Origin of the sequence: Myxococcus sp. CA023 (assembly GCF_010998615.1) — a bacterium.
Taxonomy (GTDB): domain Bacteria; phylum Myxococcota; class Myxococcia; order Myxococcales; family Myxococcaceae; genus Myxococcus.
In genome coordinates this window covers 31,034-56,899 of sequence record NZ_JAAEAH010000023.1, presented here as the reverse complement: position 1 = coordinate 56,899, position 25,866 = coordinate 31,034, and the positions used below count along the sequence as shown (strand labels likewise).

At 69.7% G+C, this 25,866-nt stretch carries 21 protein-coding genes; 11 read left to right on the top strand and 10 right to left on the bottom strand.

Annotated features, from left to right (window positions below; translation table 11 throughout):
• Positions 1–55 precede the first annotated feature (55 nt).
• Positions 56–2,665: a carboxypeptidase-like regulatory domain-containing protein gene (locus tag F8M74_RS12450; protein WP_141254291.1), complete on the top strand. Its 2,610-nt coding sequence runs from the start codon at positions 56–58 to the stop codon at positions 2,663–2,665.
• A 92-nt stretch (positions 2,666–2,757) separates the two neighbouring features.
• The gene (locus F8M74_RS12445; RefSeq protein WP_141254293.1) at positions 2,758–3,633 is read left to right on the top strand and encodes a GGDEF domain-containing protein; all 876 of its coding nucleotides are present in this window, start codon (positions 2,758–2,760) and stop codon (positions 3,631–3,633) included.
• Positions 3,634–3,672: 39 nt separating this feature from the next.
• Here F8M74_RS12445 and F8M74_RS12440 read toward each other — a convergent pair whose 3' ends face one another.
• A complete protein-coding gene (locus tag F8M74_RS12440) occupies positions 3,673–5,637 on the bottom strand; it encodes a lysophospholipid acyltransferase family protein (RefSeq protein WP_141254295.1) in 1,965 nt (654 codons plus the stop codon).
• Positions 5,638–5,639: 2 nt separating this feature from the next.
• Positions 5,640–6,602, bottom strand: a complete 963-nt coding sequence (locus F8M74_RS12435; RefSeq protein WP_141254297.1) for an SDR family oxidoreductase — start codon at positions 6,600–6,602, stop codon at positions 5,640–5,642.
• A gap of 102 nt (positions 6,603–6,704) precedes the next feature.
• On the opposite strand from F8M74_RS12435, the gene mutL reads away from it, so the two are divergent.
• From mutL to F8M74_RS12410, 5 genes are all read left to right on the top strand, one after another.
• Positions 6,705–8,552, top strand: a complete 1,848-nt coding sequence (gene mutL, locus F8M74_RS12430; protein ID WP_141254299.1) for a DNA mismatch repair endonuclease MutL — start codon at positions 6,705–6,707, stop codon at positions 8,550–8,552.
• A gap of 95 nt (positions 8,553–8,647) precedes the next feature.
• On the top strand, positions 8,648–8,803 hold the full coding sequence (locus F8M74_RS12425) for a hypothetical protein (protein ID WP_163884409.1): 156 nt from the start codon (positions 8,648–8,650) through the stop codon (positions 8,801–8,803).
• A gap of 17 nt (positions 8,804–8,820) precedes the next feature.
• Positions 8,821–9,543: a hypothetical protein gene (locus F8M74_RS12420; RefSeq protein WP_171410394.1), complete on the top strand. Its 723-nt coding sequence runs from the start codon at positions 8,821–8,823 to the stop codon at positions 9,541–9,543.
• 117 nt (positions 9,544–9,660) lie between these two features.
• Positions 9,661–10,647, top strand: coding sequence for a tol-pal system YbgF family protein (locus tag F8M74_RS12415; protein ID WP_141254303.1), 987 nt, complete (start codon positions 9,661–9,663; stop codon positions 10,645–10,647).
• Between the two features lie 91 nt (positions 10,648–10,738).
• Complete coding sequence (locus F8M74_RS12410) at positions 10,739–11,251, top strand: hypothetical protein (protein ID WP_171410393.1); 513 nt, start codon at positions 10,739–10,741, stop codon at positions 11,249–11,251.
• 1 nt (position 11,252) lies between these two features.
• On the opposite strand, the gene F8M74_RS12405 is transcribed toward F8M74_RS12410, so the two are convergent.
• The 7 genes from F8M74_RS12405 to F8M74_RS12375 form a co-directional block, all read right to left on the bottom strand.
• Positions 11,253–12,866: a carboxypeptidase regulatory-like domain-containing protein gene (locus F8M74_RS12405; protein ID WP_228559381.1), complete on the bottom strand. Its 1,614-nt coding sequence runs from the start codon at positions 12,864–12,866 to the stop codon at positions 11,253–11,255.
• Positions 12,863–13,435 carry a hypothetical protein gene (locus tag F8M74_RS12400; RefSeq protein ID WP_141254309.1) on the bottom strand — a complete coding sequence of 191 codons (573 nt, stop codon included), beginning with the start codon at positions 13,433–13,435 and terminating at the stop codon, positions 12,863–12,865. Before F8M74_RS12400 ends, F8M74_RS12405 begins: the two co-directional genes overlap by 4 nt.
• Before the next feature lie 17 nt (positions 13,436–13,452).
• Positions 13,453–15,345, bottom strand: coding sequence for a sigma 54-interacting transcriptional regulator (locus F8M74_RS12395; RefSeq protein WP_141254311.1), 1,893 nt, complete (start codon positions 15,343–15,345; stop codon positions 13,453–13,455).
• A 28-nt stretch (positions 15,346–15,373) separates the two neighbouring features.
• Positions 15,374–16,381, bottom strand: a complete 1,008-nt coding sequence (locus F8M74_RS12390) for a hypothetical protein (RefSeq protein WP_141254313.1) — start codon at positions 16,379–16,381, stop codon at positions 15,374–15,376.
• A complete protein-coding gene (locus F8M74_RS12385) occupies positions 16,378–18,309 on the bottom strand; it encodes a serine/threonine-protein kinase (protein ID WP_141254315.1) in 1,932 nt (643 codons plus the stop codon). The genes F8M74_RS12390 and F8M74_RS12385 overlap by 4 nt, the downstream gene beginning before the upstream one ends.
• 18 nt (positions 18,310–18,327) lie before the next feature.
• Positions 18,328–19,413, bottom strand: coding sequence for a 6-phosphofructokinase (locus F8M74_RS12380; protein ID WP_171410392.1), 1,086 nt, complete (start codon positions 19,411–19,413; stop codon positions 18,328–18,330).
• 152 nt (positions 19,414–19,565) lie between these two features.
• The gene (locus tag F8M74_RS12375) at positions 19,566–20,048 is read right to left on the bottom strand and encodes a tetratricopeptide repeat protein (protein ID WP_141254319.1); all 483 of its coding nucleotides are present in this window, start codon (positions 20,046–20,048) and stop codon (positions 19,566–19,568) included.
• Between the two features lie 275 nt (positions 20,049–20,323).
• On the opposite strand from F8M74_RS12375, the gene F8M74_RS12370 reads away from it, so the two are divergent.
• Positions 20,324–22,039: a phosphatidylinositol-specific phospholipase C domain-containing protein gene (locus F8M74_RS12370; RefSeq protein WP_228559379.1), complete on the top strand. Its 1,716-nt coding sequence runs from the start codon at positions 20,324–20,326 to the stop codon at positions 22,037–22,039.
• Between the two features lie 18 nt (positions 22,040–22,057).
• Here the strand turns inward: F8M74_RS12370 and F8M74_RS12365 are convergent, their stop codons facing one another.
• Positions 22,058–23,377 (bottom strand): sialidase family protein, encoded by a 1,320-nt coding sequence (locus F8M74_RS12365; protein WP_228559377.1) that lies wholly within the window; start codon positions 23,375–23,377, stop codon positions 22,058–22,060.
• Positions 23,378–23,647: 270 nt separating this feature from the next.
• Here F8M74_RS12365 and F8M74_RS12360 point away from each other — a divergent pair, with 270 nt between their 5' ends.
• The 3 genes from F8M74_RS12360 to F8M74_RS12350 are packed head-to-tail and all read left to right on the top strand — an operon-like array spanning position 23,648 to position 25,806.
• Complete coding sequence (locus F8M74_RS12360) at positions 23,648–24,802, top strand: M4 family metallopeptidase (protein WP_141254322.1); 1,155 nt, start codon at positions 23,648–23,650, stop codon at positions 24,800–24,802.
• A gap of 19 nt (positions 24,803–24,821) precedes the next feature.
• Positions 24,822–25,163, top strand: coding sequence for a protealysin inhibitor emfourin (locus tag F8M74_RS12355; protein WP_141254324.1), 342 nt, complete (start codon positions 24,822–24,824; stop codon positions 25,161–25,163).
• Positions 25,164–25,203: 40 nt separating this feature from the next.
• Positions 25,204–25,806, top strand: coding sequence for a hypothetical protein (locus F8M74_RS12350; RefSeq protein WP_171410391.1), 603 nt, complete (start codon positions 25,204–25,206; stop codon positions 25,804–25,806).
• The last annotated feature ends 60 nt before the right edge of the window (positions 25,807–25,866 follow it).

The following is a 25,866-nucleotide window of genomic DNA, read 5'->3' as shown; positions in this document are numbered from 1 at the left end:
GCAGCGCGCGTCCTGCCTGTATGGTCGCGGACGGTCCCCCCGGAGCCGCATCCGTATGAGTCACCCCCCCCGTCCCCTCGTCCTGGCTTGCCTGGCCTGTGTCCTGCTATACCTGAGCGGCTGCGGCGACATGGACATGGGGCCAGACAGCCCCGTGGGTCCGTTTCCACAGGGGACTTACTGCTCCGTCGATCAAGACTGCCCGGACCCCTCGCTCTTCTTCTGTGACTCGGCCACCTCGCGTTGCGAGCCCGCCTGCCTGACGCGCGAGGATTGCGGCGTGGCGCGGCGGGGCTCTCATGCACTGGCCGCGTGTGACGAGGTCGGCGGCGCCGGCTGCCAATGCGACATGAACCGGTGCGTGCCCGTTGTCTGTGCCGCCGACACGGACTGTGACTCAGGCACGGTGTGCCGAGACGGTGCGTGTGGCTCGCCGCCGTCCGAATCCCGCGCGGTCGCGTGCGAGGTGACGCCGGACGTCGTCGTGGGCACCCCGGGCATGACGGTGGACTTCCGCGTGTGGGTGCGCGAATCGACGGGCGCTCCGTTGGTGTTGCGTGACGGCGTGGCATGGGAGGTGCTGTCTCCCGCCGTGGTCGGAGGCGGGGACGGCCACCAGGCCTCTGTCGTGCTGGGCGAGCCCGCCTCGGAGCACCTGGCGCTGGCGGTCCGAGTGGGCAACGTCTCCTGCCATGCGCGCGTCACCGTGCTGCCCGCCGAAGTGGCCCCAGGTGGGGTGCGCGTGCTGGTGGTGGATGCGCTGACCGGGCGCCCGGTGCCGCTGGCCGTCGTCGCGGTGTCCGCCGATGACGGCACCCTGGGAGCGACCATGGTGACGAACGCCGACGGAGCCGCCTGGGTGCCCGCGGACGGTGAGGTGGCGCTCTCCGCCTTCCACCCCGACTACGGCTACCTGACGCTGGCGCGCCACGATGCGAGCCAGTTCCGCGACGTGCGGATGGCGCTGCGCCGCAACCCCTTGGACCGCTTCGGCGGCGTGAAGGGCCCATTCCCCACGTTGACGGAGACCTTCTCGACGGCGGTTTCGCTGCGCGTGGGGCTGCTGGGGTTGTCCGTGCCGGGGCTCCCCTCCGACCTGGCCCCCGAGTCCTTCCTGGGCCCGGAGCACGAGGTGGCGCTCCCCTTGGGCACGGGCCAGGACCGTCTGTCGCTGCCGTCGGGCAGCGCACTGTGGTTGACGGGCAGCACCGCGCCAGACGTCGCGGCCCCGGGCGTGGCGGGTGTGTGTGATGGCTCGCTACCGGGTGTACTGGATGCGGAGCTGGCCATTCGCACGGGCGCTTGTGGGACGCGGACGGCCTGGGCGCTGACGGGCGCGCTCCCCCTGAAGGAACTCCCCCTCAACCTCATGGCGCCGGGGACGGATCCGCTGCTGCAACTGGGGCAGCTGTTGCCCGGCTCGACGCGCTTCTTCTCGGCGCTGTCACGTGACGCCCGCTTCACCCTGGCGCCCACGCCCGGCATCCTCACCGGCGAGCCGGACACCCGTGCGGCGGAGTATGCGCAGGCGCTGCCTTTCGAGCGGGAAACGCAGGGCGTGCGGCTGTCGTTCCCCTTCGCCGTGCGTGTGCCGCCGCTGCCCCAGTACCGGGGCGCGCACCTGGACCGCGCCTACGTGCTGGCCACCGTGGCGGTCCCCGGCCGGGGCATGGTTCCGCTGGGGCTGGGCGCCGCGGCGAACGTGGCGCCGGCCGATCCGAACACGGACGCCGATGCGCGGCTGGGCCGGCCCGGGCTGGTGCCCGTGCGCATGGCGCCCACGCACCGGGGCCTGGAGGGACTGCCGTACCGGCTGGTGGTGTCTGCCACGTCAGGTGACCGGGCCGAGGACGGCACGGTGGCGACCAGCACGCTCGTGGCGAACCTGCCCAGGCCGGAGTTCGACCCGGACGGCGTGAAGCCCGTGGATGCGGGGCTGAGCTTCCTCTCCCTACCGGAGTCCGTTCGCTACAACTTCGACGGGGACGCCCGCGGCGAGCTCGTCGGCCGCGAGTTCCAGGCCCAGGTGGACGGACGAACCAGCGTGGTGCGCGCCGAGTTCACCAACCGCGCCGGCCGCCGCTGGACGGTGTTGATGGACCCGGACGATACGGAAGACGGCATCGTCGTTCCCCGGCCGCCGCCGGGGTTCGAGGACCGCACCTTCGACGGCTTGTTGAAGGAAACGCGGGCGAAGCTCCAGGTGGAGGCGCTGCGCGTGCGGGGCCTGGACCGGCGTGTGGGGCAGGGCCCGTCCCGCCTGGTGGCCACGGAGGGCCTGGGCGCGGAGCGGCTCGCGGACCTGACGGATGCCGTCGCCACGCTGAGCCTGGGCCGGCCGGAGGTGGCGTGGCGCCATCCGGAGGCGGACGGGCAGCGGCTGGCCCGAGGAAGCGCGGTTCGGGTGAGCGTCTCCGGCTTCCGGCTGGGCACGGGTTCAGGCGGCGAAGGCCAGGTGCGCGTCAGCCTGCGGGGCGGCTCGGGTTGCAAGGACCAGGTGCTGTTCGCCTCCGCCCCGATTGCACCGGGACGCGGCGAGGTGGAGCTGCAGCTCCCGGCGACGTGCTCGGGGCTGGGCATGTCGCTGGTGGCCACCCTGGTGGACCTGGAGGGTGACCCCCTGCGTCCGCTCGTCACCGCGACCCGGCAGGTCGACATTCCCTGAGGCCCGAGTGCGGGAACACCCACCCGGGTTTCCGTACGCTGACTCGCTTTCCTGATTTGCCGGGTGGTAGCGTTGTCGCCCCGGGAGGCAAGGTGCAGAAGGAGACGGTCGTCACGGTCATCTCGAAGATCTCCGACCGGCCGGTCAACCTCGACGCGGCGCTGGTGGTGATCTACGGCTTGGACCTGGGGCGCAAGTTCGACCTCACGTCCGAGGAGACGCTCATCGGGCGCTCGTCCAAGGCGGACATCCAGATCGACCAGGAGTCGGTCAGCCGCAACCACGCGAGCATCACCAATTCGCGCGAGGGCGTGCGCATCCGCGACCTGGGCTCCACCAACGGCACGTTCATCAACGACGAACTGGCGGAGGGGATGCGCGAGCTGCGCAACGGCGACCTCGTGAAGATTGGCCGCACCATCTTCAAGTACATCGCCGGCGGCAACATCGAGGCTGCGTACCACGACGAAATCTACCGGCTGACCACGATGGACGGCCTCACGCAGATCTACAACCGGCGCTACTTCGACGAGCAGCTGGACCGGGAGATTTCGCGGAGCCGCCGCTACGAGCGGATGCTGTCGCTGGTGCTGCTGGACATCGACCACTTCAAGGCCGTGAACGACAAGTACGGGCACCTGGCGGGGGACTCGGTGCTCAAGCAGCTCGCATCCACGGTGCGCACGAAGATCCGCCGTGAGGACGTGTTCGCGCGTTACGGCGGCGAGGAGTTCGCCATCCTGCTGCCGGAGGTGTCGCTGTCCGGCACGCGTCAGCTCGCGGAGAAGGTGCGCCGGCTGGTGGAGAAGCAGCGCTTCGAGTTCGACCGGCAGGTGATTCCCGTCACGGTGTCCGTGGGCCTCGCGGTGCTGGAGCCGCACCACCGCGAGCCGGGTGAGCTGGTGCGCGACGCCGACGAGAAGCTCTTCGATGCGAAGACGTCCGGCCGCAACCGCGTGGTGGGCTGAGTCTCCAGCCCACCCCGTGCCTGTCCAGGCGCTTCCGCTTCAGCCCGCGAAGACGGAGCGGCGCTCGCGCAGCAGCGACTGGAGCATGCTCTGGATGGCCTCACGGGTGCGCTCGGTGAGGCGCTGGACCTCGCCCAGGTCGTCCGCGGCCTCGGGCGCGAGGTCCTCGACGCCAATGGGTTCGCCGAAACGGATGCTCCACTTGGCCGGAAGGGGCAGGGGGCCCAGCGGCGTGAGGGGCACGTAGGGCAGTCCCAGGAAGGAGGCGGGGATGCGGCCCAGCAGCGGCGACGTCTCCTCCGCGCCGACGATGGCCACCGGGACGATGGGCGCGCCCGTGCGCAGCGCCAGCTTCACGAAGCCGCCGCGGCCGAAGCGCTTCAGCCGGTAACGCTCACCGAAGGGCTTGCTGAGGGCCTGGTAGCCTTCGGGGAAGACGACCAGCGGACGATGCTCGTCCAGGAGCCGCAGCGCGTTTTCCGGGCAGGCCCGCACGGCGCCGAGCCGGTTGAAGAGGGTGCCCACCATCGGTGCGTGGAAGACCTGATCCTCCACCAGCCAGCGGGGCTCGCGCAGGTCCGGGCGTTCACGCGTGAGGGCCATGGACATGACGAGCCCGTCGTAGGGCAGGGCGCCCGAATGGTTGGCCACCAGGATGGCCGCGCCCGGCGGCACGTGGTCCACGCCCTGCACGGACACGCGCCAGTACTGCGAATAGAGGAACTCGAGCACGGGCTCCAGTCGCTCGACGAGCGATGGGTCCTTGCCGTACTCGTCCAGGTTCGCGCCACCGCCAGTGCCCAGGCCGGCGCGGAGCATGTCCTTCAGACCGCCCATCGCGAGCATCGCCCGGGCCAGACTCTCGCTCGCCAGGGCCTGCCCAGCGATGTCACGCGCCAGGGACAGGGCCGCCACGGCGCGCTCCGCCAGGGGACGGATGCCCTCGGGCTCACCCCGTCCGGACTCCGGAGGGAAGGACTCCCGATAGGACGACTCACCCGCGTTCGTGGCGGGCGGAGGCACCAGCGACAGCGGGCCCCTGCGGCCGGGAGGGAACTCGTCGCGTGTGGCATCCGGAAGCTCGACTTCCGGCTCCACCGCGGACGTGTCCGCTTCTTCCGTCAACACGACGCGGACCGACGTCTCCCGCTCCCACCGGGTGACGGCCGGAGCATCCGGTGTGGCGTGGCGGGCGCGCACCTTGTCGATGGCGGCCCGTGCGGCGCTGTCCGCGACCTGCGCGGCCACGGCGGCGGCGAGCTCCTGCTCTTGTTCCAGAGACTGGGCATGAGCGCCCCGCTCCAGCGCTTCCTCCACGGCGGCTTCGGCCAGCTCGGTCGCAAACTCCGTGGCCATGAGCCGCTCGACCTCGGCGTCGGGACCGGCCTCCGCGCCCAGCGCCGCGTCCACCACGGCGGTGGCGGTGGCTTCGGCCACGTCGGCGGCCAGGGCTTCCGCCAAGGCAAGGTCCACGTCGCGCTGCTTCGACGTGGGGGCACCGGCATCGTTCACCGGGCCGGGGGCTTGTGAATCCAGCGTGAGCGGCGTGGACGCCGCGGGCTCGCGCAGGGGAAGCACGGCGTCGTCCGCATCGTGGGCGGAAGTCTGGGGGACCAGCGGCGCCCGCGCCTGCTGGGACGGGGTGGGTTCGCGCGGCGAAAGCGCGGCGTCCGCTGCCTCAGTCCTGTCGGCTTGCGGCGCGGGGGGCCGCGTCCCCGATGCCTGCGCCGGAGGCCGGGCAGCCGCGGCGGCGCCCTTCTTGCCTTCGACCGCCTTGCCTCCCTTGGCCTTCCCGGACGTCTTCTTGCCCTCGTGCTTGCGCGACTTCGCGGCAGCCGCCTTGCCACCGGCCTTCGCGGACGCCGTCCCGCCAGGCCCCGGCTTCTTCTTCGTCACCGACTCCGCGGCGGCGGCCTTTTCCTCGCCACCCGGCGTGGAGGCTTCGGTGGGGCGCGACGCGGCGCCGCGCTTGAAGGGATCGTTCCCAAGGACACCCTTGGCCATGACTAGCTCCTCTTCAGCGCCGCAGCGGCGTCTTTGACATGGTGGAGGGGGATGAAACCGAGTGCGGACTCGGCGCGCTCGCCATCCGCGACCCATGAGTAATGGATGTAGTCGAGCAGGGCCACGGGCAACGTGCCCGCGCCCACGGCGTCCAACGTATGCAGGCCGGCCCGAAACAAGGGCCCAGGCAGAGGGAGCGGCCGCGCGCCCGCCTGCTGAATGAGGCCGGAGATCGGCATCACCCCGCGGCCCACGATGTTGAACTCACCGGACGCGTCCGCGCGCAGGGCCAGGTGCAAGGCACGCGCGGCGTCTTCTTCGTGCAGCCCCTGCCAGAGCGGATCGAAGCCCATCAGCGTGGGCACCACGGGATTCTTCAAGAAGCGCGTGGCCGGGTTGTCCACCGAGGGCCCGAGTACCGGCGCGAAGCGCAGCACCAGCACGCGCATGTCCGGATGCCGCTCTCGGAATGCGCGCACCTGGCCTTCCACCTCCACCTTGTCGGTGACGAAGCGACTGTGCGGGCAACCCTGGAGCGCCGAGTCCTCGCGCAGCATCGCGGGGTTGTTTCCGCGCGCGCCGTAGACGGCCGTCAGGGAGGGCACCACCAGCCGGGGCAGCCGCGAGCGGCCCGCCGCCGTCAGCACGTTCATGGTGCCGATGACTTCCAGCTCGTGCGCCAGGGAGCCGTTGCGGATGGGACCGAACAGGAACGCCAGGTGATAGAGCGCGTCCACGGGGCGCTCGGTGAGCGCGTCGGTGAGCTCGCTCTCGGCATCGTACCGGGTGAGGTCCACACGGTGGAACTCCACCTTGTCGCCCTCCGGCCGGACGACGTCGAGCACGAGGATGCTCTCCACGTCGGGATCCTGGTCCAGCCGAGACAGCAGGAGCCGTCCATAGTCGCCGCTCGCGCCCGTGACCGCGATGCGCAGCCGTCCCTTGCCTGGTCGTGACACGTCCATACGCGGTGTCGTGTGTTAGCCCAGCCGCCTGGGATTGTCAGCCGCCACCCATGTTGTGTTGCTGGACAACGTCGCCTGGGTGGCGGAGGGTGTCCGGCCGCCATGTCCCGGATTGCCCGTCTCAGCGACGTCCTCATCAACAAGATTGCCGCCGGCGAAGTGGTGGAGCGCCCCGCCTCCGTCGTGAAGGAGCTGGTGGAAAACGCCATCGACGCCGGTGCCAGCACGGTCCGCGTCGAGCTGGACGGCGGAGGCGTGGACCGCATCATCGTGTCGGATGATGGGCACGGCATGGGGCGCACGGACGCCGTGGCCTGCCTGGAGCGCCACGCCACCAGCAAGCTGCGCGAGCTGGACGACCTGTTCCACATCGACTCCATGGGGTTCCGGGGCGAGGCCATTCCCGCCATCGCATCCGTTTCCCGGTTCACACTTCACTCCGCGGCCGCGAACTCCGAGGTGGGCACGCGGGTGTCGGTGGAGGGCGGTGGGCCACCGCTGGTGGAGGACGCGCCGCCGCGGACGGGCACGGTCATGACCGTGGAGGACCTGTTCTTCAACGTGCCCGCGCGCCGCAAGTTCCTGCGCCGGGGCGACACGGAGCTGAAGCACGCGGAGGAGGCCGTGGTGCGCCTGGCCCTGGCGTACCCGGAGGTGGGCTTCTTCGCCTCGCACGAGGGCGGCACGCTCTTCTCCAGCGCGGCCTGCCCGGATGACCCGCGCGAGCGCATCGCCGCGGCGCTGGGTTCCACGGCGCATCCGCACCTGTTCCCCGTGGAGGAGCGCCGGCTGGGCGTGGCCGTCACGGGGTACGCCGCCTCGCCCGAGTTCACCTTCAACAACGCGCGCGGCCTCTACACCTTCGTCAACCGCCGCTACATCCGGGACCGCGGCCTCATTGGCACCATCCAGCGCGCGTACCAGGACTTCCTCGCCGCCGGGCGCCAGCCCGTGGTGGTGCTGCACATCGACGTGGACCCGCGCGCGGTGGACGTCAACGTGCACCCGCAGAAGCAGGAGGTCCGCTTCGCCGACGCCCGGGGTGTCCAGGAGGCGTTGACGGCCGCGCTCAGCCGCATGCTGCGCGCCGCGCCGTGGCTGGGCTCGGGCGTGGAGGGCGCCGCGCCCCAGGCCGGCCAGCCCATGGACGCCGCGCACTACGCGCACGCCGTGGAGCGCTTCCTCACCCGCGCCCAGGAAGCCGCATGGGGCGGCCCGTTGCCCACCGCCATGGACGCGCCGGGCCCCGGTCCAGGGGCGCCGTCCCTGGGGCCGCTGGGGCCGGGAGCGCTGCCCTTCGCCGCCGCGGTGGGGCAGGCCCCCGCCTTCGGTCAGGCGCAGCCGCAACTCAACGAGGCACCTCCGCCGGGCTACTTCGGCGCGCTGCGGCCCCTGGGCATGCTGGGGGGCCGCTTCCATGTCTGTGAGGGACCGGGTGGCACGCTGGTGGTGATGGATCCGCACGCGGCGCTGGAGCGCGCGCGCCTGACGGGCTACCTGCGCGCGTTGGAGTCCGGCAAGCCGCCTCCGGCACCCACGCTCTTCGGCACCACGCTGGAGTTGCCCGTCGCGGCGGCCAAGGCCCTGGTGGAGGGCAGGGAAGCCCTGTCCCGCCTGGGCTTCGACGTGGAGCCGTTCGGTGGCACCACGGTGGCGTTGAAGACGGTGCCGCCGGGGCTGGAAGGGGCGGACGCGCGTTCGCTGCTGGAGGCCCTGGCGCGGGCGCTTCCACCGAAGAGCGCGACGCTGGACACGGTGTCGCTGGCGGAGGCGGTGCGGGTGATGGCGTGCCACGCCGCGAAGCAGGCCGGCGCCGTACCGCTCTCCGACGCGCAGTTCCGCGCGCTGCTCGGGGAGTTGGACCGGGCCGACTTCCACCCCACGTGCAGCCACGGCACGGTGGTGGTGCTGGAGATGCCCTTGCTGGAGCTGGAGCGGCGCGCCCGCTGAGTGCCCCGAAAATTGACGGGGGGGGACCCCCTGTTACCGTGCGCCACACGCTTGTAGCACCCAGGCCAACCTCCGCAGCGCACAGGAGCGGGCACATGCACGGTGTGATCACCCTGCGGGACGTGGTGGCGAATCTCGGCGTGGTGCTGCGCGAGTTCGGCGCCGGGTGCGTGGTGCGCTGTTTCGTCGCATCACTTCGCCGCCGGCGGACCACCTTCCTGGAAATCGCGCTGAGCCCCAAGCGCCCCTGACGCCAAAGCCGCCATTGATGCTCCGTCGCCTTCTTCCGCTCGCACTGCTGCTTTCCGCTCCCGCCGCCGCTCAGGACTCCGGATACGGCGATGAGGACGTGTCCACCTCGCTGGATGGGGTGGGCCGCATCACCATCCAGGGAGGTTGGCGCATCACCCCCAACAAGACGCTCTACGACGGCTGGTACTCGCGCTCAGCCAACCAGGGGCTGCCGCGTGCCCGGGAAGTGGCGGGCGGGCCCACGGTGGTGGCGTCCTTTGCCTACGCCATCTCCGACCTGCTGGAGGTGGGCATCGACCTGTTCGGCACGCAGAGTCGCCTGTACCTCAACGAGCCGGGCGTCGACGGCGGACCGCCGCAGGCCCGGCAGGTGGACGTGCTGGGCTACGGGGCGCTCATCGGCCTGCGCTTCCAGACGGTGATTTCGCAACTGGGCCCCCATGGGCTCGTGCCCTTCGCGGGCTTGCTGACGGGGCCCACGCTCGCCTCGTCGGAGCGCAAGGGGGAGGAGCTCCAGGAAATCACCACCCAGACGTGGATGGGCAACGTGGGCGCCACGTTGCGCCTGACGCCGCGTTGGGGCATCACCGCCGACTACCGGCTCGCGTTCCTCCGAGGTCCGGTGGGGCCGTCCACGGCGCGCGTCGGTTCGTTCAGCCTGGGCGGGAGCTGGCTCTCGCTGGGCGTGACGTACAGCTTTCCAGCAGAGCCATCACGGCCGCTCCCTGGGGGCCTGTAAATCCGGAGGGGAAGCAGGCGAGCCAAGCGCTGTTGCCCTTCTTCTGGAAATGCATTGGCTAAGCAGCGCTGTTCCGCTGCGGAAAATATCGACGCATGACCGGGAGAACTCCTTACGATGCGTGAATCGGCCGAATTCATTTCCGGGCCTAGGAAGATGTCCATGCCAGACCAGCCGAAAACGGATGTGGAAAAGGAGCTCACGGATCTGCGCCGTGAGATTGTCGAGGCACGCAACCTCGTCATCAAGAGCGACAACCTGCTCAAGAACCTCCATGCGGAGGTGAAGGCGGTTGGCAAACGCCACGAAGATTTCCAGAAGCGCCAGTGGCTGTCGTCCGCGGTGGCCTACGTGCTGTTCGCGGTCATCTGTGTGGGCGCCGCGCTGATGATCACCAGCGCGCGCAGCACCAGCGCCACCAACGAGAAGGAGCGCCTGGAGAAGACGGTCGCCGACCTCACCGGCCAACTGGAGAAGCAGCGCGCGGACACCGCGGCGCACCAGTCGGTCCAGCAGGAGGCGAACAAGGTCTACAAGATGATGACCAGCCTGCCCGGTGACGAGCGCCTCAAGGGTATCGACGCGCTGGTGAAGCTGGACACGTCGCGGTTGAGCAACCTGGAGCGCCAGGCCCTCAATGACCGCGCCGCCGTGCTGCGCCGGGAGACGGGCGACGCCGCGTTCGAGCAGGGCAAGATCGCCTTCCGCAAGAACGAGATGGTCAGCGTCATCTCCAACATGGAGCGGTTCCTGGCCATGAACCCGCCGCAGGACCAGGCGCTGGACGCGTCCTTCTTCCTGGGCACGGCCTACAACAACACCCGCAACCACGAGAAGGCGGTGCCGCTGCTCGCCCGCTTCGTGGATGGGGACCGCAAGTCGAAGACGCGCGACTACGCCATGTTGATGCTGGCGCACTCCTACCAGGAGGTCGGCCAGTACGATAAGGCGCTGGAAGTCGCCCGTGACGCGGCTGGCGCCTACCTCAACAGCCCGTACCAGTCGCAGTTCCGGGGCCGCATCGCAGCGGTGAAGCGCCTGATGAACCCGGAGAGTGCGGTGCCCCCGGCTCCGGCCCAGGCGACCAGCCAGCCCGGCCAGTAGCCGCCCGTGGGGTCCGGAACCCCACCCACCGGAAGCATTGCCACACGGAAGCGTTGCCACACGGGGTCCACGGTCATAAGACGTGGGCCCCGTGTCCGCTCCCGACCCCCGGAAAGATCCCCGCTACCGCCGCTTTCGTGGTGCCGCGTATGGGATTTACATCCTCGTCACCACGCTGTTCTCGTTGTGGCTCATCTGGAGTGTCGGCCGCTCTGTCTTGGCCATGACGCCGGAGAAGCTGCCTCCCGCCCCCGTGGCGCTCACGTTCCGCGAGTGCCTGGATGGCGCGCGCACCTTGTGGACGGAGCTGGAGAGCGGGCGCGAGAAGCTGGTGAACGTGTCTCCCGCCAAGAGTGTCGACCAGGAATGGATGCGCTTCCGCACCGCGTGGCTGCAGAAGCTCCGCGTGCGTGAGTCCGAGTGCGCGCTCGACTCGCGTGAGCGGGCCCCCCTGCGCGAGGTGTTCCGCCTCCTGGTGCGCGTGCAGGACCTCTACGCCATCCATGCGGTGCAGTACGCGGGAGAGGTGGGCGGCGCGGTGGATGCGCTGCATGACGCCCTGAACACCGCGGGCCGCAACCCCGGCGCCGGCCGGCTGCCCTGAGTCAGCGCACCGGCAGCAGGGCGGTGTAGCGGCCCAGGTGGTCGGACACCGTCTGCGACAGCAGCACCGGAGACGGGCGCCCTCCCAGGTCCGCCACCCGGTAGAAGCGCACGGAGGCATACGGCGAGGGCGCTCCTGCCTCGGTCACCATGCCCCGCACCGTGCGGCCGCGCTGGAGCGGGAAGGTGGCCAGCACCTGCTCGGACGCGTCGTCGCCGGGGAGCACGGTGATGACGCGGCTGACGCGGGGCAGGTTCTCCGTGGGGATGAAGTCCACACGGTAGATGCCCGGATCCAACCCCAGGCGGAAGGCGCCCGTGTCGTCGGTGGTGCCCAGGGACTCACTGCCCGCCGGTGGACGCGGCCAGCCGGGCACCTGTCCCACCGGATCCGCCAGCACCCTCACGCCCAGCGCCGGTGAGGCGTTGTCCGTCTGGAGAATCGTCCCCCGGATGATGCGCCGGTCCGGACACACGACGTCTGGCAGCACCGCGCCGGTGCGAGGCACCTCCACCGACTGCACCGTCAGGCCCGCGGAGGAGCCTGACGGCGGCACCACCACCAGCGACAGGTTGCCGCCCGGCCCCGACGGGAGCGTCTCCACCGTGAAGCGGCCCTCCGCGTCGGTGGTGCCCAGGGGCCCCTGGTACGTGCCGCCGCCTCCCACGGGTCCGCGCAGGGACACGGAGGCCTGGACCACGGGCCGGCCGTCCCGTCCCAGGATGCGGCCGGACACCTGGACCGGTTCGCCATAGTCACCCAGCTCCAGCGGCGCGGTGAGTGGCTCGCGGGGATCCACGGTGAACGTCTTCTGCGGCACCCACACGTCGCCTGTCGCCGTCACGCGCACCAGGAGGCTGGTGCGCTGTGAGGCCTCCAGCGGCAAGGCCAGGGAGAAGGCGCCCGAGCCGCGCGCCACTGGCACGCGCTGGGACAGGGGCGTCAGGTCCGCGTCCAGCGCCTGGACCTGCAGCGCGGCGTCCACGGGCTGCGCGCCCTGGCGCACCACCCGGCCTTCCAGCCGGACCACCTGGTTGGGGGAGGGCAGCACCAGTTGCAGGGGCACGGCGCCGCCGGGTGACACGGTGGCTTCGCCTCGCACCGGTGGCAGCCCCAGGTCCTCCGGCTCCAACGTCACCGTGTACGTCCCGGTCCCCACGGGCAGCACCCAGGCGCCGTTGAGAGGGACCAGGTCGGCCGTGAAGAGGCGCGCCACACCCGGCAGCAGCGCGCTCTCCCCGCGGGCGGTGAGGTGGAGCGGCTCGTTGTAGGGGCGCGGGCCGCTGCCGACGGGTGTCGTGGCGCGCACGGTGCTGCCCTGGACGGTGGCGGGCCCGAACAGCGCCAGGTTCAGCTCCGGCCGGATGGCGTTTACCTGGAAGTCCTGCGCGTGCAGGCCGTCATGGGGGTTGGGCGTCACCTCCACCACGATGTCCCGGCCCGGGTCGCCGCAGCCGTCCGGGAAGCACACCTCGTTGATGGCACAGTCGCTGTCCGCGCGGCACACCAACTGGCTGGGGTCGGGCGCTTCCTCCAGCAGCACGCAGCCGGCGCTGGGCAGGCCTGACAGCAGGACCGTCCACGCGAGTCGCCGCACCCGTCGCTGCGGCCTCACCGGCAGTCTCCCTGGACGGTGTTGACCACCCACGAATAGGTGACGACGAAGCCCGGGTTGTCGATGGTGGTGCCGTCCGGCAGCTGCACCGGCCGGGGCCGCACCACGCGGTCCACCAGCTCCGCGTCGGTCACCAGCGCCTCCACCAGGTGGGGGCCGGGCGTGCTCAGCGGGTTGTTGGCGGACGCGAGGCTGATGAGCAGCGTGCCCCGGTCCGAGCGTCGGGGTTCGCGGGTGCTGGCCAACTCATACTGGCGGTAGGGGCCGCGCGGATCCTGCGGGTTGTAGTCCACGTACCAGTGCACGACGATGCGGTCGTCCACGTCCGGGTCCTCGACGGCCACCTCGAAGGTGAGGTCGCAGCCGTCCGCGCCGAAGTCCGAGATGAAGCGCTGCTGGGGGGCCACCAGGCTGTCGATGATGCGCGGCGGCCGGTTCATGAAGTCCGGCACGGCGTCCAGCAGCGTGTCGTCCTGGGGGATGAGGCAGCCGGACGCGGCGCAGCCCGCGGCCATCAGCAGCCACAGCTCTCGTCTCCAGGAGTATCGCCGCGTCGTCGCTTCCATCATCCGGACGGGCTGCTCCCCTAGAGCAGCTCGTCTCCCTCCTCGGGCGGCAGGGGCCGCCCTGACTTCTCCGCTTCCAGCTTCTCCAGATGCCGGAAGATGGTGCGCGGGTCTACTCCCAGGTCCTTGGCCGTCTTGGTGCGGTTCCCGTTGTTCCGGGCGAGCACCTCGTTGATGTAACGCTTCTGGAACTCTTCCTTGGCCTGGAGCAGCGGCATGATGGGCTCCAGGTTCTCCGGCTTCAGGTCCAGGTCATCCGGCCCCAGGAGCGGCTTGTCCGCGAGCACCACCGCCTTCTTGAGCCGGTTCTCCAACTCGCGGATGTTGCCCGGCCAGCCGTACTTGCGCATGGACACGGTGGCGGAGGGGGTGAAGCCGCGGGCCTTGGAGCTGAACTCGCGGGCGTACTTCTGGAGGAAGAAGCGACCCAGCACCACCACGTCCTCGCCGCGCTCGCGCAGGGGCGGCAGCTTCAGCGTGACGACGTTGAGACGGTAGTAGAGGTCCTCGCGGAAGGTGTTCTTCTTCACCTCGTCCTCGAGCACCTTGTTGGTGGCCGCCACCACGCGGATGTCCACCGGCTCGCCGCGGTTGTCGCCGACCTTGTAGACGACCTTCTCCTGGAGCGCGCGCAAGAGCTTCACCTGGAGCTGCAGCGGCATCTCCCCGATTTCGTCCAGGAAGAGCGTGCCGCCAATGGCCGCCTGGAACTTGCCGGCCTTGGTGGCCACCGCGCCGGTGAAGGAGCCCTTCACGTGGCCGAACAGCTCGCTCTCCAGCAGGTTCTCCGGAATCGCGCCGCAGTTGATGGTGATGAAGGGGCCCTTCGCGCGCGTCGAGCGGCGGTGGATTTCCCGCGCGATGAGCTCCTTGCCGGTGCCCGTCTCACCGGTGATGAGCACGGAGATGTCCGTGGGCGCGATCTTGTCGATGCGCTTGTACACGTCCCGCATGCCCTGGCACGCGCCGACGATGTCGCCATAGCGCTGGTCCTCCAGCTTGCGGCGCAGCTCGGTGTTGTCGAGCTTGAGGTCGCTCACCAGCATCGCGTTCTGAAGGATGAGCGACGCCTGCGCCGCGAAGATGGTGAGCATGTCCGCGCTCTTGGGCTCGAACCGGTTCACCAGCCGGTCATTGCCCACGTAGAGGACACCGAAGAGGTCGCCCTTCTGCATCAGCGGCACGCACATGACGGAGTGGACGCGCAGGTTCACCACCGACTCGCTCTTGTTGAACTCCGGCGAGTCCAGCGCGTCCGCGACGATGAGCGCCTTCTGCTCCTTCACCACCTTGGCGATGATGGAGTCGGAGATTTTGTCCTTCTCCACCGCGTCCTCGATGTTCTCCCGGGACACGTTGCGCGCCACCTTCACGCGCGGATCCCCGTTCTCCATCAGGATGAGGAAGCCCTTGTCGGCGCGCGTCACCTCGATGGCCTCGTCCATCAGGCCCTCCAGGAGACGCTCCAAGTCATAGAGCCCCAGCAGCCGCTCGCTGAACGCGGTGAGCCGGCGCAGCAGCAGCAGCTCGCGGCCGGGGACGCCGGGCAGCTCCGAGGTGTGCGAGTCGGGATTGGACGTGTGCACCAGCTCGCGCGGAGGGAACGCGGGTAGAGGCGGAGCACGGGGAGCGTCGTCCCGGGCGAAGATCAGCTCGGTGTGGCCCACGCGGACCACGTCGCCGGTGGAGAGCGCATGGGCGTCGCGCTTCTTGCCGTTGACGTGGAAGGTGGCGCCCAGGCTGCCCACCTCGTAGCGCGTGCCGTCGAAGGTGACGTGCAGGGCGCTGGCGGGCACGGAGGTGTCCTCCAGCGGGATGTCGTTGTCCGGGCCCCGGCCAATGCTGGTGAGGCGCTTGTGCAGGGAGACTGCGCGGATCTTGCCATCGGGGGTGCGGACGGTGAGGCTGGCCATGGCTTCACGTACCTGGAGGGAGTCTCCGTCAGAAGGAGAGGGTGAGACCGGCGCCGAGTCCGCCGCGGGTCGGGTAGAGGCCCACGCGCGTGTACGTCTTCGGTGCCGTCGCGCGGGCGGAAGTGGAGCGGGGGGGCGGCTCCGCGGCTTGTTCGGCGCGAGGCTCCACCGTGCTGCGGACCACCTGGTCCTCGTGGTGGAACAGCGCGTCCACCACGCCCACGGCGTAGATGGCGTAGAAGCCCGCGGCCGACGACAGCTTGAGCAACTGCCACGCGTCGCGCTGCCGGGCCCGGCTGGTGGGGATGTAGCGCACGGTGACGGAGGCCCGGCCGTCCGGGTCCAGCACGTTGTCCAAGTCGATGGTGCGCTCTTCGAAGAGCCCTTCGTAGGCGAAGAAGGAGATGATGCTCGTCACCGCCAGCACACCTTCGGTGGCGGCGAAGACGATGCCCAGACTGGTGCGGCCCTGCTGGAACTGGCCGGCGCCGAAGGGGACGAAGTTGACCAGGAAGTTGCGCTTCTCCACCGTGCGCACCGTCACCTGGGACGCCAGCTCCTCGGCGCGGCGGCGCTGCACCTCGGCTTCCAGGCGCTCGCGCTCGCGGCGCTCGGCCTCCGCCTTCTCGCGCTCCTGACGCAGCCGCCGCTCCTGGCGCAGGAAGTCCAGCTCCGTGTCCATGTCCTCCTTGAGCGTGTCGAAGAAGGCCACCGCGGGCGGCGGGACGACGAAGGGGTCCAGGCTGAAGTCTGGATCCAACCGGAGCAGCGCGCGCAGGTGACGGCGGGCGTCGTCGGTACGGCCCAGGTTGAAGGCCGCCAGGCCCGCGAGCTTGTGCAGCTCCGCCAGGTCGTCCTCGTCCAGGCTGCCCCGGTCGATGCGCGAGGCCGCGCGGTCCATCACCTCCGCGTACTTGCCGTACTCGAAGCTGGCGCGCAGCGCGGCGACCTCCGGGTCACCGGCGTCCTGGGCGAGCGCGGTGCCCGGAGCGAGCAGCATCAGCGCCGTGAGCAAGAGCGGGAGGCAGCGGCTCATTCTGGGCGGAGGCTCCCGCGCAGGGTGGTGGGTTCGCCCGGCCGCAGATGCACCACCCGACGCTCCGGCACGTATCCCGGGTGGGAGACTTCCACCACCACGGTGTGCTGGAAGCCCGCGGGGCCTCGCGGGGAGCGGACCTCGAAGGGCGTCTTCACGCTGTCCTCCGCGGAGCGGAACTCGTCGCCCACGCGTACCAGCGCGCCCGCGGGCTCGAAGTCGACCGACAGGCGGGACGCCTTGGGCTGGGCGCGCAGGTGGAAGACGTTGTCGCCGTCCGGCTGCACGTCGATGGTGTCCACCACGTCCTCGCAGTAGTCGCAGGAGATGGTGACGGTGTGCCGGCCCGGCGTCACCTCCACGTCATGCTTCTGGAGCGGCTGGGCGCTGGCCGCGCCGTCATCCACGCGGATGCTGCCATAGGGGCGCACCAGGATGGACACAGGCAGCTTGCGCACCAGCGGCTTGCGCGGTGCTTCCTCGTCCTCGGCCGCGGGGCGTGTGCCCATGGCGCGAACGGCACCGCCCACGGCCGGCGTGCCATCCGTCCGCGGCGTCAGGCCTCCCGGTGCCGTCGTGCCCTTGACCGCGCGCGAAGCCGGGCGGGGCGGCTGCGACGTGCCAGGGCCGGGACGCCCGGCGCTCTCCTTCGGGGCCGGGGTGGTGTCGGGAGGCGCGACGGTGGCGAGCGGCTCGGAAGGCGGGGCCGGAGGCAGCGTGGCCGCGACCTGTCCGGGCGTGGTGGCGTCGGGCGGGGTGGTGGCTTCGGCGTCGTTCGCGTGGCGGGCCTTCCAGCCGCCCAGTCCCAGCAGTCCGGCGGCGGCCACGCCCACGCCCAGACGCAGCCCCCGGCGGCGCCACGTCTTGATGCGCTGGGCGCGCTGGATGCCCTTGAGGAGCGCCAGCGCCCGCGCGTTGGTGGTGTCCAGCGCCAGCACCTGGTTGAGACTGGCCAGGGCGCGCGGGGTGCGCTTCTCCGCGAGCTGCCGCTCGCTGCGCTCCAGCAGGGTGGCGACGATGCGCTGCCGGGCCAGCTTCCGGTACGACGGCGGGTCCGCGAAGTACGACACCAGCTCCTCGCCCACGCGGGCGAAGCCCAGGCCGGCCAGGTAGTCCGCCAGGGCGTCCCGCAGCCGGGCCGCGTCGGGGTAGCGCCGCTCCGGGTCGCGTTGCAGGCAGATGGCGCAGATGTCCGCCAGCTCGTCCGACAGCGCGGGCACGCGCCGGCGTGCGTCCTCGTAGTCCCCGTCCAGGATGCGCTTGAGCGTGGCGGTGGTGTTGGGCGCGCTGAAGGGCAGCCGTCCCGTCATCGCCGCGTAGAACATGATGCCCACGCTGAAGACGTCCGCCGTGGGGCCCGCCTCCAGGCCTTCGATGATCTCCGGGGCCATGTGGGCCGGCGAGCCCACCAGCGTGCCGGTGACGGTCATCCGCTCCTCGATGTCCATCAGCCGCGCGATGCCGAAGTCCATGAGCTTGAGGACGCCGTCCTCGCGCACCATGACGTTCTCCGGCTTGAGGTCGCGGTGGATGACGCCGGACTCGTGCGCGTGCGCCAGCGCCGCGGCCAGCTCGTGGATGACCATGGCCGCCAGCTCCGGCGGGTCCATGGGCCCCTCGTCCATGAACGCCTTCAGCGTCTGGCCGCGGATGTACTCGGTGACGATGAACGCGTCCTGGGCGTCCGCGGCGGAGAAGTCGAAGACCTCCAGGATGTTGGGGTGGTGCAGCTTGGCCACCGCGCGGGCCTCGCGGGCCAGCCGCCGGCGTGACTCGTCCTTGCCGGCCAGGTGCGGGTGCAGCACCTTCACCGCGACTTCGCGGTCCAGGGCGGTGTCGAGCCCTTTGTACACGACGCTCATGCCCCCCGAGCCCAATTGCTCAAGGATGCGGTAGCGACCGATATGGCGGCCGACGAGCGTCGTCATGGCGTGTTGGCGGTCCCCTCAGTCCCCGAAGCTGATGCCCATGCTCTTGGTGAAGCGCACCAGCTCACCCGCCGGATCCACCCGGCGCTCCTTGCGCGACTCGCTCAAGGGTACCGCTATGATTTCGCCCGCGCGCAGGGCCACCATGTGGTCCCACTGGCCCGCGCTCACCAGGTCCAGCACCTTGCAGCCGTAGCGAGTGGCCAGTACCCGGTCCGCCGCGCTGGGGCTGCCCCCGCGCTGGAGGTGGCCCAGCACCGTCACGCGAATCTCCGCCTCGATGTGCCGGGCCAGCAGGTCCGCCAGCACCTTCGCCGAGCCGCCGAGCCGCACCACGCCCCGGCCGGGAATGGCCTCCGCCGTGTCCAGCACGGCCAGCTCGCCGCCCTGGGGGAACGCGCCTTCGGAGATGGCGATGATGGAGAAGCTGCGACGGCGGGTGGAGCGGCGGCGGATCTTCTCCACCACGGACTCCACGCTGTACGGAATCTCCGGAATCAGGATGACGTCCGCGCCCCCGGCGATGCCGCTCTCCAGGGTGAGGAAGCCGGCGTGGCGGCCCATGATCTCCACGACCATCACCCGGTCATGGGCCTCGGCGGTGGAGTGCAGGCGGTCGAGCGCCTCGGTGACGATGAGCCGCGCGGTGTCGAACCCGAATGTCTGATCCGTCCCGGACAGGTCGTTGTCGATGGTCTTCGGACAGCCGACCACCTTGAGCCCCTTCTCCACGAGCCGGTGGGCGATGGACAGCGTCCCGTCGCCGCCCACGGCGATGAGCCCGTCCAGGCCCAGCTCCTCGCAGCGGAGCAGGACCTGATCGGACACGTCCCGCTCCACCCAGTGCCCATCCTCACGGGTCGCGTAGCTGAAGGGGTTGGCCTTGTTGGACGTGCCCAGGATGGTGCCGCCCTTGGGGAGGATGCCGCGGGTGTCCTCCTCGGTGAGCGGGTGGGCGAGCCCTGGCTCCACCAGCCCCATGTAGCCGTTCTCGATGCCCACGAACTCGTAGCCGAATTCGTGCGTGCCCCGCTTCACGAGGCCGCGAATGAGTGCGTTGAGGCCGGGGCAGTCGCCACCGCCGGTCAGGACTCCAAGTCTCATGGGACGGGGCATACAGGTCGGACGCGGGTGTCAGAGGGAGGGTGCTTCACCATGACAGAAACGTCGGACCTGATTGTAGGGGGGGGGCCCCGGGGGTGCAACGCACGAATCACCGGCCAGGGCAGATTCGTGAGTGGAAACGGGCCTTTTCCTCAGTCCCGCTTCAGGCGGCGGCGCGAGGCCACCCGGTCCAGCAGGGCCTGGAGCCGAGGCTCCGGCTTGTCGGGGAGTGCCCTATCTGTCGGTGACTGTAGGGGCATGGCCTTCGCGAGGCCATAGAGCTCGATCAGCCGCTCCTTGAGCAGCTCGCTGTCCGGGCGTTCCTGGACCGCGCGCCGGTAGCACGCAGCGGCGCCCGCATAGTCGCCCAGCGCGAAGAGGCGCTCGCCTTCCTGGACGGGGGAGGAAGGGCCCACAGGGAGGGGGATGCTGGCCTCGGCCCGGGCGGCTTCGAGCACCTCCAACTCCGCGGGTTGGAGCAGCTCGCGCGCGTTGGCGAGCTTGAGGGCGAGCCCCGCGTCGGCCGGGAAGGCCCGCACGAGCGACTCGTACAGGCCGAGCGCTTCGGTGAGTTCGCCGCGGCGCAGGGCGCGATCGGCACGTGACTCCATGTCGGCCCTGGCGGCGGGGTTCATCTCCCGGGCAGGTTACCCGCGCCGCGCGGGGATGTCACAACGAACACGCAGGGAGACGCCGCGACACGGCTCGGACTCCGGGAGGCCGCCGGGCTGTCATCTGATCAGCGTCTCCCTTCGCGGGATGGACCTCAGTGGCTGCGAGGGCACTCCGGTGCGCGGCGGGATGCTGGGCAGGGTGCGCCGTGGCTACCCTGCTTTTCCAAATATTCCATTTTGGCGTCTAGTCTTGGGCGTGCCTCGATGCTGTCGCGACTCATTCCCGGACGCCATCCATGTCAGACACGTCGTATCCCTTCATCCGCCTCCGCCACGCGGTGGCGATGCTCGCCGTGGGGCTTGTTGCCAGCTCTTCCCCCGCTTCCGCGCGAGGTCGCTACTACAACGATTCGGGCAGCATCGAGACGCATCATCCCAACTGGATGAACTGGGTTCCCGACTCGACGAGCCTCGCCGCCCTGTCCTTGCCGGGGACACATGACACGATGGCGTATCAGTCCTACGGCGGCTCCCTGACGCAGACGCAGTCCCTGGACCTGCGCCGTCAGCTCGACGCGGGCATCCGCGCGCTGGACATCCGCTGCCGGCACATCGCGGACAGCTTCACCATCCACCACGGCGTCGTCTACCTGCACGTCAACTTCGACAACGTGCTTCAGACCGCCATCCAGTTCCTGAACGCGAACCCCAGCGAGACGCTGGTGATGCGCGTGAAGAAGGAGCACACCGAGGAGAACGTCACGCGCAGCTTCGCCGCGACGTACGAGGCGTACCGGAACAACCCCGCCTACAGGCCCTACATCTGGACCGGGAGCCACGTGCCTGCCTTGGGCGAGGTCCGCGGAAAGATTGTCATCCTGGATGGCTTTGGCGGTGGTGCCTACGGCATCCCCTGGGGAGGGCTGGACCTCCAGGACGATTGGACGGTGTCCACGATCTTCGACATCGACGACAAGTGGAACAAGGTCCGCGCGCACCTGGGGCGCACCAACACGGGCTCGCCGTCCACGCTGTTCGTCAACTTCCTGAGTGGCGCCTCCGCGCTCGCGCATCCCTTCACGGTGGCCGGCGGAGACGGGATGGCCATTCGCGGTGTGAATGACTTCGCCATCGACCACCTGGTGGCGGGGCACGTCCAGCGCGCGGGCATCCTGATGATGGACTTCCCGGGAGCGGGCTTGATTGACGCCATCCTGGCCCTCAACTTCCGTCTCCTGTCCTCGACGACGTGGCTGCCGGATGACTTCAACGTCATCTTCAGGAACACCGCGCACACCATGGGTGGCAACGCGGAGGAGCGGTGGCACGGCATTCGGAACTTCGTCCACAACGCCGTGCCCGGGCGCAACTGGCATATCGCCGCGCTGAAGAAGTCCTGGGGCGGGTGGATCAGCCACCAGGGGAACTTCTACCAGTCCGACGCCATCGATGATTACACCCACATCGCCTATCTGACGCGCTCGGTGACGAGCGTGGTGGGCAGGGACTTCCTGTCCAACTACGTGAGAGGGCAGCTCGGAGGCCTGTCAGGGAACGCGGCGGCAAGGGCGCTCGCGCTGCATGGCCGCCTGAGCTCCCGGTTCCCATTCCAGAGCTGGTCCGTGCTGGTGAAGCAGTCTCCGGGTGGGCTGAGCAACTGGGCGTACTCGGACTACGGCAGGGGCGCGCACCTCTCGTCGGGTGACTACACGTACGCGGTCCAGGGCCACTCCGCCTCGGAAGGCGTCTACCTCTACGAGCACTCGAACTTCGAGGGCAACCTCGTCTGGCTCGGCTGCAGCGTGGGCGATCTGCGCAGCGTGGGGTTCAACGACGTGCTGAGCTCCGTCACCGTGCTGGGGCCGTACCAGGCGACGCTGTGCGAGCATGCGAACCTGGCGGGCCGCTGCTTCACCACGTCCCAGAACGTGAGTGACGTCAACGCGATGCCCGGGGGCTCGTGGCACGACAAGGTGTCCTCTGTGTCGATGACCCAGACGGGCCTGCGATAGGCGCAGGCAGGGCCCGGGCTATTTCGCCTCGGTGCGGCGGAAGAACACGTCGGTGTTTTCGTTGGCCAGGTCTTCCAGCCAGGCCACGTAGCCATGCGCTCCGCCGCTGGAGGCGAAGACACGTGGCGCGGAAGAGCGCGTCGGCGTGTTGCTCAGGTTCGTCACGGGCGCGAACGACGCGCCCAGGTCACCGCTGGCCCGGTAGAAGATGTCGACCGAGCCGGTGGTGGTGTCTTCCCACGCGACGCGCAGATGCGACTGGGCCGCGGAGAGGCTGACGGAGCCGGAGTATCCCGGGGTGAGGCTCAGGTTGCGTGGCGCGGAGAACGTGGCCCCGTGGTCGTTGCTGGCGCGCAGGAGGATGTCGAAGTTGCCGGGGCTGTCGTCCTGCCACGCCACGAAGACGTGCTGACCCGAGATTTCGAGGTCCGGAGCGAGCGCGAAGCCTTGGCCCCCACCCATGGCTTGGGTGGGTCCAAAGCTCGTCCCCCGGTCGGTGCTGCGGCGGTAGAGGATGGCGCAGGTGTCCGGGAAGAGGTCGTTGCATTCCTCCCAGACCACGTGGACCTTCTGGTCCTTGACGGCGATGCGGGCGAGCAGTGACGGCTGCCCCGGGCCCTCGCCGGCACTGAGGTTGAGACGCGGTGCGAAGGCCTTTCCCTCGTCGGGGCTGGTCCTCATGTACACGTCGGGCCGGTCATCCGCGTCGATGTCGTCGCCCACCATGTAGACGCGATTGTTGGACGCGGTCATCTCCGTCACCCCGGTGCCATGACGGTCATCCAGCGCCAGTGTGGGGCCGAAGGTCAGTCCCTTGTCGTGACTCGCCCGGAAGCGCTGGGTCGCGGACCGCGCGCCCGTGGGCTCGGTCCATGTCACGTACACATCGCTGTTCTCGGCAGCGAGCCGGGGCGAAAGTCCGTGCGCGGCCAGGGTCACCGCGGGGTCGAAGTTCCTTCCGTTGTCGTGGCTCACGCGGAACTGGATGCCCTGTTCGTGCCAGGCGACGTAGACCTTCTTTCCCTCCGCGACCACGGTGGGGAGGTAGGCGGACCCGGTGTTGTTGCTCAGCCTCAGGGGAGGCTCGAAGCTCTTTCCCTGGTCCGAGCTCCTGCGCAGGTATACGTGGGTGACGTCCAGGGACGATGTATCACTCCACACGATGTAGACGTTGCTGTCGGCGACGGCTGTCTGGAATTCGAAGTTGAAGGTGGGCGTCCCGCTCAAGTTCAGCACCGGACCGAAGGACTCCTGGAGTCGTGCCGGAACGTCCTGAGCCGCCGCACTCCTGGAGAGCAGCACGGTTCCGAACAGCACGCCCCTGAGACATCGGCTCATCGTGCTCGCCATGTTCCCCGTCCCCTTCACCAATGACGTCGCGGAGGAATAGACGCTGGCCGCGTGCGGTGTCACTGCTCGGGGGCGCTGTTCGCATGGGAATGGCGAACAGGGAGACGCCCTGGAAAACGAGGGGGCGAGTTCGCCATGGGATGCCGAGCGTGCCTGTGCTCCTTCAGGACGGCGGAGCCCGTGCGCGGCCGAGTCGCCCGAAGGGAGGTCCGGCGTTCCTACCCTCTTGGCTGAGCCCATTCAGCAGAGGGATTCGTCATGTTCCACCCAACACGACACCGACACTCCATTCACTGCATCCTGCCGCCTTACCTGGCGCGCTCCATCGCGCAGAACGGCTCCAGCGAGCAACGTGAGCGGGCCTTGCGGACGCTTTCCACGGATTCGACGTTCCGTGCGCTCCGGCTCGCGGGGAGCAGAACGACCCCATCGACGCTCGTCACCCGCCCCAGGGCCATGATGGTGGAATCAGCGCTGCATCGGACCATCTACGACCTGAGGAACAGTGAAGCGTTTCCAGGTACGCCCGTTCGCTTCGAGGGGCAGGCGGCGACGGAGGACATCGCGGTCACCGAGGCCTATGACGGCCTGGGAGACACCTTCAATTTCTTCTGGGAGATTTTCGGGCGCAATTCCATCGATGGAGATGGGATGCCGCTGCAGGCCTTTGTCCACTACGGGAAGAACTACGACAACGCCTTCTGGGATGGGCGGCGCATGGTGTTCGGGGATGGGGACGGCGACCTCTTCAACCGCTTCACCATCTGCCCGGACATCATCGCGCACGAACTCGCGCACGGTGTCACCGAGGACGAAGGGCCGCTCTGGTACTTCCGCCAGGCGGGTGCGCTCAACGAGTCCATGTCCGACGTCTTCGGCTCGCTGGTGCGGCAGATGAAGCTCCAGCAGAAGGCGGATGCGGCGGACTGGCTCATCGGCAAGGGGCTCTTCACTGGCAACGTGGAGGGGGTCGCGCTGCGCTCCATGAAGAATCCGGGGACGGCCTTCGATGATGACGTGCTGGGCAAGGACCCGCAGCCCGGGCACATGAAGGACTACGTCCGTACATGGGAGGACAACGGAGGCGTGCACATCAACTCCGGAATCCCCAACCGGGCGTTCTACCTGGTCGCGTCGCAACTGGGCGGCTATGCCTGGGAGCGGGCGGGGCGCATCTGGTACGACGCCATTCGCGACTCACACATCAAGCCCGACATGGGCTTCCTCGACTTCGCGCGCATCACCATGATGTCCGCGATGCGCCTGTATGGCGCCGGGGAAGAGGCGGACGCGGTCCGGGATGCCTGGGAGCAGGTGGGCATCCGCGTCCCCAAGCCTGGCATCGGCATTCCGTCATTCGTCGGCGCCGTCACCCGGCCTTCGACACAGGCGGGGCGCGCCCCCAGGGCGTAAGGTCTGCGCTGCGGCTGCCATGCGCATCGAAATCAAGCGTGAAGGCGGGCCGGCCTACTTCCCTGGGCTGGCTCGGCCCAGGGCGGTGGACCTGACAAGCCTGCCCCCAGAGCAGGCGGAGGCGCTGCGGCACAGCGTCCAGGCTGCCCGCTTCTTCGAACTGCCTCCCGTTGTGGGTACCCCGGCTCCAGGCGCCGCGGATGCCCGCCGTTTCACCCTGACCGTGGAGGAGGAGGGGCGGCGGCATACCGTCCAGTTCATCGAGCCCGTGGAGGAGCCACGGCTCCATGACCTGCTGGAGCAGGTGACGAAGGCGGAGCGGGCGCAGCGCCGCGGCGCCCGGCCAGGCACGCCAGGGTGAGACGCTTGGCCGGCGTGCCCGGGAAGGTATTCTCCCCGCGATGCGCATGAACCGTTCCCTGGTCTTCTGTCTCCTGCTGACAGCCTGTGCGACCACGCCGAGAGAGCCTGCCTCCGTCGCGGAGGCGTATGCCCGCGCCCTCGAGGAAGGGCGTGTCGAGGACGCGTTCGCGCTGACCATCGGCGGGCCCGAGGAGGAGGCGGCGTTCCTGGAGCGTTATTCGGATGCGGGGGCTCGCAGCACCAGGGCCGCGGACGTCCGCGCTGGCGCGTCGCTCCTCGAGGCGCGAGCGCCCTCCCTGACGGTCGCGCAGTCCCCTCAGGGCTGGCGTGTCGTCGAGGCCCGGCCCGCGGATGTGCCTCGGGCGGCCCTTCGCCAATTCATCGACAGCGTGGAGGCCCGTGACTGGAACGCCGCCTGGAGCCAGCTCGCCGGGCCCCTGCGCGCGCGTTACACCCCGGAGCGCCTTCGCGAGGACTTCGAGCGCGACCCCCTGGCCAGGGAACGCCTCCGCCGCGCCCGGCTCGCGCTCAATACCCATGTCCGCATCGGCGCGGGTGAAGCCGTGTTCCCACTGGGCGACGAACGCGCCGTCAGACTGGTGCTCGAAGAGGGGGAGTACCGGATCGCGGCGCTTGAGTGAGCCCAACGCGCATGCTCAGCGCGTGAACTCCAGCGCCAGCTTTTCGAGCAGCTCCTCTTG